The organism is Micromonospora sp. NPDC051925 (genome assembly GCF_044548625.1).
In the GTDB taxonomy this organism is placed as follows: Bacteria; Actinomycetota; Actinomycetes; order Mycobacteriales; family Micromonosporaceae; genus Micromonospora.
Genome location: NZ_JBIUCH010000011.1, coordinates 232,117 through 247,294, shown reverse-complemented (window position 1 = coordinate 247,294; position 15,178 = coordinate 232,117). Strand labels below are relative to the sequence as shown.

Genomic DNA, 15,178 nt, shown 5'->3' with positions numbered 1-15,178 from the left:
CGGGCGCGGGACCGACGCCCGGTGGGCCGACGACGCCCGAATCAGCCAGGATGGGCAGAGAAGCAGGATGGGCAGTGAACACCGGTGACGGAGACTCAGGGGGCGACGTGGGCGACGAGGCAGGCACGACGACCGGCGGCAAGTACGTCGAGCCCGGGGGTGAGTTCACCCGGGACCAGCGCTACATCGCCACCCGGATCACCGTCGACGGGCGGGACGGCTATCCGGTCGAGCCCGGCCGGTACCGGCTCGTGGTCAGCCGGGCCTGCCCGTGGGCCAACCGCATGATCATCGTACGGCGGCTGCTCGGGCTGGAGGACGCGCTGCCGATGGCGGTGGCCGGGCCGACCCACGACGCCCGGAGCTGGACCTTCGACCTCGACCCGGGCGGGCGTGACCCGGTGCTCGGCATCGAACGGCTGGCCGACGCGTTCTTCGCCCGGTACCCCGGTTACGAGCGGGGGATCACCGTGCCGGCGATCGTCGACGTGCCGACCGGGCAGGTGGTGACCAACGACTACGCGCAGATGACCCTGGACCTGTCCACCGAGTGGACGGCGTACCACCGCGACGGCGCGCCGCAGCTCTACCCGGAGCGGCTGCGCGCCGAGATCGACGAGGTGAACGCGGTGGTGTTCGCCGACGTCAACAACGGGGTCTACCGGTGCGGGTTCGCCGGCTCGCAGGAGGCGTACGAGAAGGCGTACCACCGGCTCTTCGACCGGCTGGACTGGCTCAGCGACCGGCTCGCCAACCAGCGCTACCTGGTTGGCGACACCATCACCGAGGCGGACGTGCGGCTGTTCACCACGCTGGTCCGCTTCGACCCGGTCTACCACGGTCACTTCAAGTGCAACCGGCAGAAGCTGAGCGAGATGCCGGTGCTGTGGGCGTACGCGCGGGACCTGTTCGCCACCCCCGGGTTCGGCGACACCATCGACTTCGACCACATCAAGCGGCACTACTACGAGGTGCACCGGGACATCAACCCGACCGGGGTGGTGCCGCTCGGCCCGGACCTGGTCAACTGGCTCAGCCCGCACGGCCGGGAGGCGCTCGGCGGCCGGCCGTTCGGCGACGGCACTCCCCCGCCGCCCCCGCTGCCGGGCGAGCAGGTCCCGCCGGAGCACACCCCGGTCGGCTGAACGTCCACACCGCGCCCCATCCGGACACCCCGGGTGGGGCGCGGTTCAGCTGCCCACGATGGTCACGCGGTGCGCGCCGTACCCCTCCACCCTGCCGTCCGCCCTGGTCACCAAGATGACCGGCTCACCTTCGTGAAGGGTGTACCTCCGCCGTTCGTCAGGATCGGGCATCCGCGAATGGACCCGGTCCCCCTTACCCAGGGTCACCTCGGCGCGCTCCTGCTCTCCCCTGACGAATGTTCCGCGACTCTGGACGACCACGATCAAGCCCTCGCTCCGCAGCTGTTGAAGTGCGCGGCGGACCGTGAGTCGGCTGAGTTGGAACTCCTGGGTGAGGCTCAGTTCGGTCGGGACTCGCTGACCGGGGGCGAGCTCTCCTGAACGAATGGCTCGTCGCAGCCGATCCGCGAGTTGTTTCCAGGTGGCGACATCGGGATCGAAGCCGCTCTCACTGCTCACAGGCGCACGCTAGGTGATTTCATGCTGCCCCGCTGTTGTGCTTACGTCAATACAGCACTTAGAGTGACCAGACGGTATTGACCCTCCCCAAGGAGCACGACATGCCCAGGCGCGTCACTTACAACGAGTACCTGACTGCGGTCGCGCTGACGCTGCGACGCAGGCACCGACCAGCGTGGTCAGTCGACCGGAAACGGATCGTCTGCCGCTGCGGCAGCGAACTGCCATGCAGTGCCCGGCACCGGGTGCCGATCAACCGGGGACACTGGCCGAATGAGGGCCGATGACCACGCACGGCCCGATCCCGCCAGACACGCCCCGATCCGGTGACCTGCTCCACGTGACCCGAGCGGCCAGCGTGCAGTTCATCAACCCGATCATGTTCCGAGTCATCCGCGTGCTCGACTGGCCCACCTACGACGGGTGGATCTGGCTGGAGGGCTACCAGCTCAACGCCAAAGGCGATGCCGTCGCCCGCCGCTCGATCTTCGTACAACCAGCGGGGCTGGTCATCAAACAGCAAACCGCCCCAGCACCCGCAGTCAGTCAGCCGAGGCGGTCCAACTCGCACACGAGGGCCCGAGCGAACGCAGAGTAGACCCGCCCGCGGCACATCTGCACGATCCCGTACATCGACTACGACAGCGCCCGCGTCGACCACTGAGAGCTGTCACACATTCACGCTCGGCGTTCAAGAGTTAACAAGGTCGTCAATATGACCTGTTCGACTAGGGGGCGTCCGCCGCTGTGAACGACCGTCGGCGTCGGGCAGCACCGTCCACTGTCGTGGACTTCCCCTCTTGAGGAGGAACGAGCCTTGCGCAAGCTGGGTAGCAGAGCCGCACGTCTGGGCGTACTCGCCGGTGTCCTCGCCGGCGTGGCCGTCACCGCCACCGCAAACCCCGCCGCTGCGGCCCCGGGCACTCCCGGCCCGGGACGGGCCGCGCCCGCGCCGCTGCTGGCCGGCGGCCCGGAGGCCGCGCCGGACCGGTACATCGTCGTCCTCTCCGACAAGCCGACCAGCGCCGACCGCACCGCCCGCGCCGCCCGGACCACCCAGTCGGTCGCCGCCGCCGAGCGGGCCGGCGGCACCGTACTGAACCGCTACACCCAGGTCCTCGACGGGTACGCCGCCGTGCTGCCCCCGGCCGCCCTCGCCGCCGTCCGCAGCGACCCGGCCGTGCAGTACGTGGAGCGGGACACCCGAATCCACGGCGGGCTGACCAGCACCACGCCGAGCAGGGCCGGCACCGCGACGACCCGGACCGGCACCGCGACGACCCGGACCGGCACCGCGTCGATCCGGGCCGACAAGGCGGTCCAGGCCGGGGGCGTGTCGATCCAGTCCGTGCAGAGCAACCCGCCGTCGTGGGGGCTGGACCGCATCGACCAGCACAACCTGCCGCTGAACAACAGCTTCGGCTACACCTCGACCGGCTCCGGGGTGACCGCCTACGTGATCGACTCCGGTATCCGGGCCACCCACGTCGACTTCGGCACCCGGGCCGCCGGGGTCTACGACGCGGTCGGCGACGGCAACGGCACCAACGACTGCCACGGCCACGGCACGCACGTGGCCGGCACCATCGGCGGGACCACCTACGGCGTCGCCAAGTCGGTCACCATCCGGGCGGTCCGGGTCCTCCAGTGCGACAACTCCGGCTGGACCACCGACCTGATCGAGGGCGTCGACTGGCTTGCCGTCAACCACGCCTCGGTCTCGGTGGCCAACCTCAGCCTCCAGGGCTACGGCACCGCCGCGAACGCCTCCGTCGAGAACCTGATCGACCACGGCGTGTACCCGGTCTTCATCGCCAACAACTTCAACACCGACGCCTGCACCAACGGCCCCCGGTCCAGCCGGGGGATCACCGTCGCGGCGACCGACGTCACCGACACCCGGGCCTCGTTCTCCAGCTACGGGACCTGCGTCGACATCTTCGCCCCCGGGGTGGACATCACCTCCGCCGGCATCGCCTCGAACACCGCCGTCGCCTCCGGCTGGTCCGGCACCTCGATGGCCGCCCCGCACGTCACCGGCTGGCTGGCCCGCTACCGGCAGACCAATCCGACGGCCACCCTCGCCACGGCCAAGAGCGCGTTGATCGCCGCCGCCACCACCGGCGTGGTGATCAACCCGGGCACCGGCTCCCCCAACCGGCTGCTCTACGCCGCCCCGTAGGCGTCCCGCAGGGGCCCCGGGAGGTGCCCGAGGCCCCTGCGGACCCCCGCCTCAGTTCAGCGAGAGGCGTACGGCGGTGGTGAGGACGAGCTGGGCCAGTGCGGCCGGCACCAGGACCAGCCAACAGAGGCGTTGGAGCTGGTCCTCCCGCAGCCGAGGGAGCGACACCCGGAGCCAGATGATCACGAACGAGACGGCGAAGACCTTCAACAGGGTCCACAGCCAACCGAGCTGGGCGTCGGCGAACGGGCCCTGCCAGCCGCCGAGGAACAGCACGGTGGTCAGCGCGGCGATCACCACGATGCCGACGTACTCGGCGAGCAGGAAGAACGCGAACCGCAGCCCGGTGTACTCGGTCAGGTAGCCGAAGACCAGCTCGGAGTCGGCGATCGGCATGTCGAACGGGGGCCGCCGGATCTCGGCCAGCCCGGCCACGAAGAAGATGATCATCGCGGGCGCCTGCCAGAACAGCCACCAGGGCTCCCACGCCTCGACGATGCCGCCGAGGCTCAGCGTCCCCGCCGCCATCGCCACCGAGGCGGCGGCCAGCACCAGCGGCAGCTCGTAGCCGAGCAGCTGGGCCGCCCCGCGCAGACCGCCGAGCAGGCTGTACTTGTTGGCCGAGGCCCAGGCCGACATCAGCACCGCCACCACGCCGACGCCGACCACCGCGAGGACGAAGAACAGGCCGATGTCCAGCGGTTGCCCGACCAGGTCGTCCGGGCCGAGCGGGATCACCAGCAGCACCAGCAGGTAGGGCACCAGGGCCACCACCGGAGCCAGCCGGAACACCGCCCGGTCCGCCTCCCGCGGGGTGATGTCCTCCTTCTGGACGAACTTGATCCCGTCGGCGACGAGCTGCGCCCAGCCGTGGAAGCCACCGGCGTACATCGGACCGAGCCGGCCCTGCATGTGCGCCATCACCTTGTGCTCGGCCTGGCCGACGATCAACGGCAGGGTGAGGAAGGCGACCAGCACGCCGCCGATCCGGATCACCAGCTCCAACCAGGTCGGCATCAGGCCGTACCCCCCTCGTCGCCGCCCTGGTCACCGCGCGCCGGCCGCTCCACGGCCGGGCCACCGTCAGGGGCCGGGCCACCGTCGGAGGCCGGCCGCCCGGTCGCCGCCGGGCCGCCCCCGGATGCGCCAGGGCGGGGGGTACGCGCCGGACGGGCCGGACGCTCCCGGGTCGGGGCACCGCCGCGCGTCCCCTCGCCCACGGTCACCGGTCCGGCCGGGGCCGGCACCACACCCCACTCCCCCGGGGCGGGCACACCGGGCGGGCGGACCGCCCGACGACCGCCGCCGGCCTCGGACTCGCCCGGTTCCTTCGCCCCCGGCCACGGTTTCGCCACCCGGGAGGCGAGCACGAACTCCTTGCGCAGCGGGTGCCCCTCGAACTCCGGCGGAAGTAGCAGCGGGGTCAACCCCTGGTGGCCGGCGAAGTCGACGCCGAACATCTCGTGCGTCTCCCGCTCGTGCCAGGCCGCCCCCGGGTAGACGTCGACCACCGACGCCACCGTCGGCGTCGCCCGTGGCACCCGGGTCCGCAGCAGCACCCCGTGCCGGTGCCGGGTCGACCAGAGGTGGACCACGATGTCGAAGCCACCGGCCAGCTCGTCGACGGCGGAGAGCCAGTCGAAGAAGTCACAGGCCAACTCGGCGTCGTCGCGTACCGCGCGGAGCGTGTCCGCCCAGGCGGCCGGGGGTACGTCGACGGTGGCCCTGGCGTGGGCCTGCCCGCCGGACACCGAAGCGGTCGCCTCGACCCGTGTGAGCAGCGCGACCACCCGCCGACCGACCTCTTCCGGAGTCATGCGGTTGATCCTATGGCCGCCACCCCGGCCCCGGGTCGGCCCGTCCGGTCGTACGCGCCCGACGGGCGACTGGGTGAGGTGAACGGGCGGGCATCTGTCGCTTTGCCGAGCGGGCCGGGGTGGGGCGGGGAAGGATGGGGCCGTGCGCGCTGTGACGATGACTCCCGGGGTCCGCGACTCGCTGCGGCTGGTGCAGGACTGGCCGGAGCCGGCAGCCGAGGAGGGCGCGATCCTGGTCGAGGCGCTCGCCGTCGGCATCTGCGGCACCGACCAGGAGATCATCTCCGGGGACTACGGCGAGGCCCCGCCCGGCCAGCGGGAGCTGGTGCTCGGTCACGAGTCGCTGGGCCGGGTGCTGGAGGACCCGTCCGGCACCCTGCAACCCGGCGACCTGGTGGCCGGGGTCGTCCGACACCCCGACCCGGTGCCCTGCCCGAGCTGCGCGGTCGACGAGTGGGACATGTGCCGCAACGGCCGGTACACCGAGCACGGGATCAAGGGGCTGCCCGGTTTCGCGCGGGACCGGTGGCGGGTGCAACCCAAGTTCGCCGTCGGGCTGGACCCGGTCCTCGCCCCGGTCGGCATGCTGCTGGAGCCGGCGAGCGTGGTGGCGAAGGCGTGGGACCACATCGCCCGGATCGGCTCCCGCGCCGAGTGGAAGCCGCAGACCGTACTGGTCACCGGTGCCGGGCCGATCGGCCTGCTGGCGGCCCTGCTGGCCACCCAGCGCGGGCTCTCGGTGCACGTGCTGGACCGCAGCACCACCGGGCCGAAGCCGGACCTGGTCCGGGCGCTCGGTGCGACGTACCACACGACGCCGGTGACCGAGCTGGACCTGGAGCCGGACGTGGTGGTCGAGTGCACCGGCGCGCCCGCGGTGGTGCTGGACGCCATGTGCAAGGTCGGCCCGGCCGGGATCGTCTGCCTCACCGGGGTGTCCAGCGGGGGCCGGACCATCGACTTCGACGCCGGGGCGCTCAACCGGGCGCTGGTGCTGGAGAACAACGTGGTGTTCGGCTCGGTCAACGCCAACCGGCGGCACTGGGAACTGGCCGCCCAGGCGCTCGCCCGCGCCGAGCAGTCCTGGCTGAACTCGCTGATCACCCGCCGGGTGCCGGTGTCGGCGTACGCGCAGGCGTACGCCCACACCGGCGAGGACATCAAGGTGGTGCTGGAGTTCGGCAGGTGATCCCCGGTGGCGCGGCTCAGATGCCGGGGAGCCGGCCGTTGCGGAACAGGTCGACGAAGAGCTGGTGATCGGTGCGGGCCCGGACCCCGTACGCGTGGGCGAACTCGACCAGGTGCCCGACGAAGCCGTCGGTGTCGTCGCCGATCGCCGCCACGATCGCCTCCTCGGTGGAGTAGTCCACCAGGTCGTGGCTGGACTCGTCGTCGGCGACCGAGTGCATCCGGGCCACCGCCCGGCCCAGGTCGGCGAGCACCCCGGCCAACTCGTCGGGCTCGTTGACGTCCGACCAGTCCAGATCGGCGGCGTACGGGGAGACCTCGGCGACGAGCTGACCGGCCCCGTCCAGCTCGGTGAAGCCCAGCCACGGGTCGGCGTGCGCCTGCAACGCCCGCTGCGACTCGGCCGTCCGGTGGCCCTGGTGCCGGAAGTAGCCCCGGACCCGCTCGTCGTCGATGTGCCGGGCCACCGCCGGCACCTGCGCCTGCTTCATGTAGATGACCACGTCGTTCTCCAGCGCCTGGGTGTGCCCCTCCAGCAGCAGGTTGTACGACGGCAGCCCGGCCGAACCGATGCCCACCCCCTTGCGCAGCACCACGTCCTTGATCTGGGTGGCGACCGGCCGCAGCCGGGCGGTGGACGCGGGCAACGTGTCCAGGTAGGCGGTGAACGCGGCCGTGACCTGCGCGCGGGTCTCCCCGTCGATCTCGTACACCCCGTCGCCGAGGGAGAACCGCCGCTCGTAGTTGTCGACGGTGGTCTGCGCGGCCAGCAGGTCGACCCGGGTGCTCAGCCGGGCCTGCTGGAGCACCCGGCGCAGCACCCCGTCGGCGTTGTCCAGGGTGATCGAGCCGATCGCGTCGTCCCCGCCGGCGGCGATCGCCCGCAACTCGGTCAGGTACGACCGGGCGAAGCCGTCGACCAGCTCGCCGATCGCCCGGTCGGACAGGGCCTTGGCGTAGCCGAGCAGCGCCACGCTGGCGGCGAGCCGTTTGAGGTCCCAGGAGAACGGCCCGACGTACGCCTCGTCGAAGTCGTTGACGTTGAACACCAACTGCCCGGAGCCGTTCATGTAGGTGCCGAAGTTCTCGGCGTGCAGGTCGCCGTGGATCCACACCCGGCTGGTCTGCGCGTCGAGGAACGCGTCGTCGGCGAAGTCGCCGAGCTGGTCGGCATAGAACAGCGAGGCGCTGCCCCGGTAGAAGGCGAACGGGGAGGCGGCCATCTTGCGGAACTTGCGGCGGAACGCCGCCGGGTCGAGCGCCATCGACGCGCCGAACTCCTCGGTCAGCACGTCGACGATGAAGGCGGACCGCTGGTCCGCAGAGTCGTTCATGCCGAGCAGGCTAGTGCCCACCCACCACCCCACCCTCCCCTCCCACCCGCACTCCCCTCTACCCGCACTCCCCCGTCGATCAAGAGGTTTACGTCAACGTCCTACAGAAAACTGACGCAAACCTCTTGATCACCGAAGCGAGAGCCGGCCGGGCCGCACGGCCGGGGCACGGTCAGGGGCACGGCCGGGGCGCGGTCAGGGGATGGGGGGCGGACGGGGGGCGCGGTCAGCGACTCGACCGGGCGCGGGGGGGTGCTGTCGGAGGGGGTGGCGTCGGCCGGTGGGGCGAGCGGGTCGGAGCGGTCCACGCCGCCGATGCCGGACTGCTCGGCGGCGATCTTCTCCTGCAGGCGGAGGATGCCGTGCAGCAGCGCCTCCGGCCGGGGCGGGCAGCCGGGCACGTAGACGTCGACCGGGATGAGCTGGTCGACCCCCTTGGTCACCGAGTACGAGTCCCAGTACGGGCCGCCGCAGTTGGAGCAGGCGCCGAAGGAGATCACGTACTTCGGCTCGGGCATCTGGTCGTACAGCCGCTTGATCGCCGGGGCCATCTTGTCGGTCACCGTGCCGGAGACCACCATCAGGTCGGCCTGCCGGGGGCCGTGCGCGAACGGGATGACGCCGAGCCGGATGAAGTCGTGCCGGCCCATGCTGGTGGCGATGAACTCGATCGCGCAGCAGGCCAGGCCGAAGTTGAACACCCAGAGCGAGTAGCGGCGACCCCAGTTGAGGACGAACCGGATCGGCTCGCCGAGCACTCCCGGCAACTGCACGACCGCCTCCCGTCCCGTCCGACCACCCCGCTGTCTCCCACTGGACAGTCAACCACAGCCGCCCGGCGTAGCCCCTCGGGCCGGCCGGGGCTCCTCCGGCGTACCGGCCGGCTCCGTGATCAAGAGGTTTACGTCACCTCCGCACCGAACGTTGACCCAAACCTCTTGATCACCGACCTACACCGGGCCAGGCCGGGGCGGGGTGGGGTGGGGTTACCAGGTGGGGCGTTGCAGCAGGCCAACGAACTCCACCAGCAGGCGTTCCCGCAGCGCGGCGGGGGCGGCGTCGAGCAGGGTGTTCACGATCGCCATCCGGTCCGGCGGCCCCCCGCCCAGCCCCAACCCGGCGGCGAGCCCACCGATCAGCTCCGGGGTGAGCGCCTCCGGGGTCAGCGACCCGGCCAGGGCGAGCAGCTCGGCCGGCAGCTCGACCGGCCCGGCCCGGCGGGCGGCGGTCACCGCGGCGGCCAGGTCCGGGCCGAACTCGGCCACCCGGGGCGCCACCGAGGCGGTCACCGTGAGGTGCACGCTGGCGGGCAGGTCGGCGTACCGGAGCTGGGGTTGGGTGTGCCAGCCCCGGGCGGTCAGCTCGTCGACCAGGAGGAAGAGGTCGAGCGCCGGATCGGTGCTGGTGAAGCAGACCACCGTGGACTCCGGTTCGGCCATCAGCCGCAACCCGTCGACCTCGCGCACCGCCTCGGCCAGGGCCGCCACGGCGTCCCGGGTGGCGGTGGCGAGCCGCAGGTAGCCGTCGTCGCCGAGGTGCCGCAGGGTGGCGTACGCGGCGGCGATCGGGCCACCCGAGCGGGTGGAGGCGAGCACCGGGTTGACCATGGTGTAGCCGGGCCAGTCGGCGTACGCGAAGTACTGCGGGGCGCGCAGCGTCGCGTCCCGGTGCAACAGCATCGACACGCCCTTCGGGGCGTACGCGTACTTGTGCAGGTCGACGGAGATCGAGGTGACCCCGTCGACGGTGAAGTCGAACGGCGGCACCGGCACGCCGAGGCGACGCAGGTAGGGCAGGGTCCAGCCGCCGAAGCAGGCGTCCACGTGACACCGGACCCCGGCTGCCGCCGCGACCTCGGCGATCCCGGCGACCGGGTCGACCACCCCGTGCGCGTACGACGGTGCGGAGCAGGCCACCAGCACCGTCTCCGGGCGGATCGCGGCGGCCATGTCGGCGACCGACGGGCGCAGGGTGGCCGGGTCGACGGGCACCGTGTCGAGGGTGACCCGGAGCAGGTGGGCGGCCTTGGCGAAGGCGGCGTGCCCGCTGGCCGGCACCACGATCCGGGGCGTGGTCAACTCCGGGTGGGCGTCCCGGGCCGCCTTGACGGCCAGGATCAGCGACTCGGTCCCACCGCTGGTGACGCTGCCCACCACGTCCGGCGCGGCGCTGCCCGGTCCGCCGCCGAGCAGCCCTCCGGCCGCCCCGACCAGCCAGTTCTCCATGGCCAGCAGAGACGGAAAGGCAGTCGGATCGAGCCCGTTCACATGGGCGCTCCCGGCGTGGGCCGCCCCCGCCAACGCGTCCAACCCCGCAACCCCCGGGTCGTACACATAGGCGAACAACCGCCCCCCATGGGTGGGCCGATCCCCCACCCGCAGCTCCCGAATCTCGTCCAGCACCTGCTCCGCAGGCACCCCAGTCTCGTCGATCATGGACTTGTGGTGCCCTTTCCGTTGGCCTTCGCGGCTTTCATCCCCGCCACAACTCCATGATCGACGGGGTGGGGGGTGGGGGTGGGGTGGGGGTGGGGGTGGTAGGGGTGGGGGCGGAGGAGGAGGGTGGCGGGGGCGATGAGGAGGGCGGGGATGAGGGTGAAGCCCAGGAGGACGCCTAGGCGGGCGGTGGAGGTCTGTGGGGCGGCGGTGCCGGTGGCGGAGGAGACGTAGCCGGACAGGGCCAGGACCAGGCCGTAGATGCCGGGGCCGAGGGCCAGGCCGAAGGTCTCGCCAGCGGTCCACAGGCCGGTGAAGACGCCGGCCTGGCGTCGGCCGGTGCGCGCGGTCGAGGCCGCCACGCAGTCGGGCAGCAGGGCCAGCGCGAAGACCTGCTGGCCGGCGTACCCGACGCCGAGGAGCGCGACCACCGCGTAGACGGCGGCGGCAGGCAGCACCGGCGCGGCCACCAGGGCCGCCGCACCGGCGGCCAGCAGCACCGAGGCGGCGACCAGCGCGGCCTTCTTGCCCAGTCGGGAACCGAGCCGGGTCCACAGCGGCATCACCAGCAGCGCCGGCCCGACGAAGCAGGCGAACAGCACGGTGGGGCCGGTGGTCGGGTCGCGCAGGATCTGGGCCGCGAAGTAGCTGACCCCGGCCAGGATGGTCGCCACCCCGGCGGACTGGATGACGAAGCAGAGCAGCAGCGCCCGGAACGGCCGGTCGGCGGCGACCACCGCGAGCTGGGCGCGCAGCGTCGGTTCGGTCGCGGTCACCGCGCCGGTCGCCGCCGACCGGGTGCCGAGGAACGCGCCGAGCGCGCCGAGCGCGATCAGCACCGCGACGAACACCCCCATCCAGCGGTGCCCGGCCACCCCCTCACCGCCGGCGGTGACCACCATCGGGGCCACCGCGCCGGAGATCAGGATGGCCAGCGCCAGCACCGCGACCCGCCAGCTCATCAGCCGGGTACGCTCCGCCGCGTCGGCGGTCAACTCGGCCGGCATCGCCACGTACGGGACCTGGAAGAAGGCGAACGCGGTGGCGGTGGCGAGAAACGCGACGGCCACGTACGCCCCGGCGGCCGGCCCGGCACCGAAGGGTGCGGCGAAGATGGCGGCGAAGAGCACGGCCAGGGCGAGCCCGGCACCGAGCAGCCACGGCCGGCGTGGCCCCAGCCGGGAGCGGGTCCGGTCGGAGATCCGCCCGGCAACCGGGTTGACCAGCACGTCCCACGCCTTCGGCAGCAGCACCAGCAGGGCGGCCAGCCCGGCGGCGACCCCGAGCGTGTCGGTGAGGTACGGCAGCAGCAGCAACCCCGGCACGGTCCCGAACGCCCCGGTGGCCAGCGAGCCCAGCGCATAGCCGGCGTGCACCCGACGCGGCAGCACGCCCATCCCGGCAGCGCTGTCAGGCTGCCCGGCGACGGACGGACCGGCAGCCGACGAACCGGCAACGGACGGACCAGCAACGGACGGACCGGCAACCAACGGACCAGCAACCTTCGGACCGGCAGCCGACGGACCGGCAGCCGACGGACCGGGCGGACCGGCAGCAGGTCCGGGCGGATCGGACGGACCAGGGGGGCCGGCATCGGGCGCGGGTGGGGAGCCGGGCTCGGCCGATGGCGCGTCCATGCGGCCGAATGTTACTCACGTTATGGCCCTGCTCACATCCCCTTCTCCGGCCACCATCTGGCGGCAGCCAGGTCCACTCCGGTGCCCCGCAGCGGGCAGCCCTCGGCGCGTAGCAGGGTCCGCGCCCGCACCTCTTGTCCGGGTGGCAGCCGGCCGACCGAGTTCACCACCCGGTGCCAGGGCACCCCACCGCCGTGCCGGGCCATGATCGAGCCGACCAGCCGGGCCGAGGCCCGCCCGGACCGCTCGGCCAGCGCGTCGGCGACCGCCCCGTAGGACATCACCCGGCCCGGCGGAATCCGCTCGACCAGCGCGAGCACCGCTTCGACGTACTCCTCAGGCGTCACGACCGGCCAGGATATGGGAACGCGACGGGGTCCGTCGGGACCGACCGCGCAGAATGGGCAGGTGCGTGAACCAGTCACCCAGGCCCGGCGGATCGTCGTCAAGATCGGTTCGTCCTCGCTGACCACCGCGACCGGCGGCCTGGACGACACCCGGGTGGACACCCTGGTGGACGCCCTCGCCGCGCTCGCCGCCGCCGGCCGCGAGGTGGTGCTGGTCTCCTCCGGGGCGATCGCCGCCGGGCTGGCCCCGCTCGGGCTCCCCCGCCGCCCCCGTGACCTGGCCACCCAGCAGGCCGCCGCCAGCGTCGGCCAGGGCCTGCTGATCGGCCGGTACGCGGCCGGTTTCGCCCGGCACCGGCTCACCGTCGGGCAGGTGTTGCTCACCGTCGACGACGTGACCCGGCGGGCGCACTACCGCAACGCGTACCGGACCCTGCGCAAGCTGCTCGACCTGCGGGCGGTACCGATCGTCAACGAGAACGACACGGTCGCCACCGAGGAGATCCGGTTCGGCGACAACGACCGGCTGGCCGCCCTGGTCGCCGCCCTGGTCGACGCCGACCTGCTGGTCCTGCTCTCCGACGTCGACGCGCTCTGGACCGGGAACCCGACCCGACCCGGCAGCGCCCGGATCACCGAGGTACGCGGCGAGGCCGACCTGGCCGGCGTCGACATCGGCGGGGCCGGGCGGGCGGGGGTCGGCACCGGCGGCATGGTCACCAAGGTGGAGGCCGCCCGGATCGCCACCGGCTTCGGCATCCCGGTGGTGCTGACCGCCGCACCGCTGGCCGGCGACGCGCTGGCCGGCCTCCCGGTCGGCACGTTCTTCCACCCGGCGCGGCGACGCCCGGCGGCCCGGCTGTTCTGGCTGGCGCACGCCACCGCACCCCGGGGCCGGCTGCACCTCGACCCGGGCGCGGTGCAGGCCGTGGTGGGTCGGCGCAAGTCGCTGCTTCCGGCCGGGATCACCGCCGTGGACGGCACGTTCACCGCCGGGGACGCGGTGGACCTGGTCGACGTCCACGGCGCGTCGGTGGCCCGGGGGCTGGTCAACTACGACGCAGTGGAGCTGCCCGGCCTGCTCGGGCGGTCCACCGGGGAACTCGCCGCGGCGCTCGGCCCGGCGTACGAACGCGAGGTCGTCCACCGCGACGACCTGGTACTGCTGTGAACAGATGCCCCCGCGCGGGGGCGCTTCCGGACACCCCAAGGAGCACGCAATGAGCGTCGTCGAGCAGGCCCGGCGGGCCCGGGACGCGGCGGAGGCCCTCGCCGTCGCCACCCGTACGGTCAAGGATGCCGCGCTGCACGCGATGGCCGACGCGCTGGTGGCGCGTACCCCGGAGATCCTGACCGCGAACGAGGCGGACCTGGCGGCCGGGCGGGAGGCCGGACTGAGCGCGGCCGTGCTGGACCGGCTCGCCCTCGACGCGGGACGGGTCGCCGGCATCGCGGACGCGCTGCGCCAGATGGCCGCGCTGCCCGACCCGGTGGGCGAGGTGGTCCGGGGCTCGACCCTGCCCAACGGGCTGGAGCTGCGGCAGGTGCGGGTGCCGTTCGGGGTGGTCGGCATCATCTACGAGGCCCGGCCCAACGTGACAGTGGACGCCGCCGGCATCTGCCTGAAGTCCGGAAACGCGGCGCTGCTGCGCGGCTCCTCCTCGGCCGCGCACTCCAACGCGGCGTTGGTGACGGTGCTCCGCGACGCGGTGGCCGGGGCCGGTCTGCCGGCCGACGCGGTGCAGCTGCTCGACGCCGGCTCGCGGGACTCGGTCAAGGAGCTGATGCGGGCGAGGGGCCTGGTCGACGTGCTGATCCCGCGTGGCGGCGCGTCGCTGATCCGGACCGTGGTCGAGGAGTCGACGGTGCCGGTGATCGAGACCGGTGTGGGCAACTGTCACGTCTACGTCGACGCCTCCGCCGACCCGGCCAAGGCGGTGGCGATCGTCCTGAACTCCAAGACCCAGCGGCTGAGCACCTGCAACACCGCCGAGTCGCTGCTGGTGCACGCCGACGTCGCGGACGACTTCCTGCCGGTCGTGCTGGCCGCGTTCGCCGAGGCCGGGGTGACCGTGCACGGCTCCCCCGAGGTCGCCGCCCACTCCCGGGCCGTGGTGCCGGCCACCGACGAGGACTTCGCCACCGAGTACCTGTCGGCGGACATCTCGGTCGCCGTGGTCGACTCGCTCGACGCGGCGATCGCGCACATCCGCCGCTACGGCACCGGCCACACCGAGGCGATCGTCACCGACTCGCAGCCCGCCGCCCGGGAGTTCGTGGCCCGGGTGGACGCGGCGGCGGTGATGGTGAACGCCTCGACCCGGTTCACCGACGGCGGTGAGTTCGGCTTCGGCGCGGAGATCGGCATCTCCACCCAGAAGCTGCACGCCCGGGGGCCGATGGGGCTGCCCGAGCTGACCTCCACCAAGTACGTGGTGACCGGCGACGGCCACCTGCGCTGAGCGGTCGACGCACGGGTGTCGAGCGCGGCGACTCCGCCCGGCACCCGGCCCGGCACCGCGGCCCGCCGCGCCCGGCCCGTGCTGCCGGGTCTCACCAGGTGCCGGGCTCGTCGTCCATCGGGGTGACCGCACGGGTCCGCCGGACCGCCGGTGACCCCGGTGGGGCGACCGG

Annotated in this window: 13 protein-coding genes and 1 pseudogene; 6 read left to right on the top strand and 8 right to left on the bottom strand. The window is 72.8% G+C overall.

The window, feature by feature from the left end; translation table 11 throughout:
- Positions 1-50: 50 nt before the first annotated feature.
- Positions 51-1,145, top strand: a complete 1,095-nt coding sequence (locus tag ACIG87_RS17465) for a glutathione S-transferase family protein (RefSeq protein WP_396851520.1) — start codon at positions 51-53, stop codon at positions 1,143-1,145.
- 45 nt (positions 1,146-1,190) lie between these two features.
- Here the strand turns inward: ACIG87_RS17465 and ACIG87_RS17460 are convergent, their stop codons facing one another.
- Positions 1,191-1,604, bottom strand: a complete 414-nt coding sequence (locus ACIG87_RS17460; protein WP_396851519.1) for a GntR family transcriptional regulator — start codon at positions 1,602-1,604, stop codon at positions 1,191-1,193.
- A 283-nt stretch (positions 1,605-1,887) separates the two neighbouring features.
- Here ACIG87_RS17460 and ACIG87_RS17455 point away from each other — a divergent pair, with 283 nt between their 5' ends.
- Positions 1,888-2,202, top strand: coding sequence for a hypothetical protein (locus tag ACIG87_RS17455; protein WP_396851518.1), 315 nt, complete (start codon positions 1,888-1,890; stop codon positions 2,200-2,202).
- A 219-nt stretch (positions 2,203-2,421) separates the two neighbouring features.
- The gene (locus ACIG87_RS17450) at positions 2,422-3,786 is read left to right on the top strand and encodes a S8 family peptidase (protein WP_396851517.1); all 1,365 of its coding nucleotides are present in this window, start codon (positions 2,422-2,424) and stop codon (positions 3,784-3,786) included.
- 51 nt (positions 3,787-3,837) lie between these two features.
- On the opposite strand, the gene ACIG87_RS17445 is transcribed toward ACIG87_RS17450, so the two are convergent.
- Both ACIG87_RS17445 and ACIG87_RS17440 read right to left on the bottom strand, forming a co-directional pair.
- Complete coding sequence (locus tag ACIG87_RS17445) at positions 3,838-4,803, bottom strand: NADH-quinone oxidoreductase subunit H (RefSeq protein ID WP_396851516.1); 966 nt, start codon at positions 4,801-4,803, stop codon at positions 3,838-3,840.
- The gene (locus tag ACIG87_RS17440) at positions 4,803-5,603 is read right to left on the bottom strand and encodes an NADH-quinone oxidoreductase subunit C (RefSeq protein WP_396851515.1); all 801 of its coding nucleotides are present in this window, start codon (positions 5,601-5,603) and stop codon (positions 4,803-4,805) included. Before ACIG87_RS17440 ends, ACIG87_RS17445 begins: the two co-directional genes overlap by 1 nt.
- Positions 5,604-5,745: 142 nt before the next feature.
- On the opposite strand from ACIG87_RS17440, the gene ACIG87_RS17435 reads away from it, so the two are divergent.
- Positions 5,746-6,792 (top strand): glucose 1-dehydrogenase, encoded by a 1,047-nt coding sequence (locus tag ACIG87_RS17435; protein WP_396851514.1) that lies wholly within the window; start codon positions 5,746-5,748, stop codon positions 6,790-6,792.
- 16 nt (positions 6,793-6,808) lie between these two features.
- Here the strand turns inward: ACIG87_RS17435 and ACIG87_RS17430 are convergent, their stop codons facing one another.
- The 5 genes and pseudogenes from ACIG87_RS17430 to ACIG87_RS17410 all read right to left on the bottom strand — a co-directional run bounded on the left by ACIG87_RS17430 (position 6,809) and on the right by ACIG87_RS17410 (position 12,544).
- On the bottom strand, positions 6,809-8,125 hold the full coding sequence (locus tag ACIG87_RS17430) for a DUF2252 domain-containing protein (protein WP_396851513.1): 1,317 nt from the start codon (positions 8,123-8,125) through the stop codon (positions 6,809-6,811).
- 197 nt (positions 8,126-8,322) lie between these two features.
- Positions 8,323-8,898: pseudogene (locus ACIG87_RS17425) on the bottom strand (NADH-quinone oxidoreductase subunit B); the annotation flags it as partial.
- Between the two features lie 213 nt (positions 8,899-9,111).
- Entirely contained in the window at positions 9,112-10,560 is a 1,449-nt protein-coding gene (locus ACIG87_RS17420) for a pyridoxal phosphate-dependent decarboxylase family protein (protein ID WP_396851512.1), read from the bottom strand.
- Complete coding sequence (locus tag ACIG87_RS17415) at positions 10,557-11,936, bottom strand: MFS transporter (protein ID WP_396851549.1); 1,380 nt, start codon at positions 11,934-11,936, stop codon at positions 10,557-10,559. The genes ACIG87_RS17420 and ACIG87_RS17415 overlap by 4 nt, the downstream gene beginning before the upstream one ends.
- Before the next feature lie 293 nt (positions 11,937-12,229).
- The gene (locus tag ACIG87_RS17410; protein WP_396851511.1) at positions 12,230-12,544 is read right to left on the bottom strand and encodes an MGMT family protein; all 315 of its coding nucleotides are present in this window, start codon (positions 12,542-12,544) and stop codon (positions 12,230-12,232) included.
- Positions 12,545-12,557: 13 nt separating this feature from the next.
- Between ACIG87_RS17410 and proB the strand changes: the two genes are divergently transcribed.
- Complete coding sequence (gene proB / locus ACIG87_RS17405) at positions 12,558-13,715, top strand: glutamate 5-kinase (protein WP_396851510.1); 1,158 nt, start codon at positions 12,558-12,560, stop codon at positions 13,713-13,715.
- A gap of 49 nt (positions 13,716-13,764) precedes the next feature.
- Entirely contained in the window at positions 13,765-15,006 is a 1,242-nt protein-coding gene (locus ACIG87_RS17400; RefSeq protein WP_396851509.1) for a glutamate-5-semialdehyde dehydrogenase, read from the top strand.
- Positions 15,007-15,178 lie beyond the last annotated feature (172 nt).

Excerpts from the sequence above, each read along its gene's own strand:
- ACIG87_RS17465 (WP_396851520.1), top strand. The coding sequence starts at position 51 with ATGGGCAGAGAAGCAGGATGGGCAGTGAACACCGGTGACGGAGACTCA.
- ACIG87_RS17455 (WP_396851518.1), top strand. The coding sequence starts at position 1,888 with ATGACCACGCACGGCCCGATCCCGCCAGACACGCCCCGATCCGGTGAC.
- ACIG87_RS17445 (WP_396851516.1), bottom strand. The coding sequence starts at position 4,803 with ATGCCGACCTGGTTGGAGCTGGTGATCCGGATCGGCGGCGTGCTGGTC.
- ACIG87_RS17440 (WP_396851515.1), bottom strand. The coding sequence starts at position 5,603 with ATGACTCCGGAAGAGGTCGGTCGGCGGGTGGTCGCGCTGCTCACACGG.
- ACIG87_RS17430 (WP_396851513.1), bottom strand. The coding sequence starts at position 8,125 with ATGAACGACTCTGCGGACCAGCGGTCCGCCTTCATCGTCGACGTGCTG.
- ACIG87_RS17420 (WP_396851512.1), bottom strand. The coding sequence starts at position 10,560 with ATGATCGACGAGACTGGGGTGCCTGCGGAGCAGGTGCTGGACGAGATT.
- proB (WP_396851510.1), top strand. The coding sequence starts at position 12,558 with ATGGGAACGCGACGGGGTCCGTCGGGACCGACCGCGCAGAATGGGCAG.
- ACIG87_RS17400 (WP_396851509.1), top strand. The coding sequence starts at position 13,765 with ATGAGCGTCGTCGAGCAGGCCCGGCGGGCCCGGGACGCGGCGGAGGCC.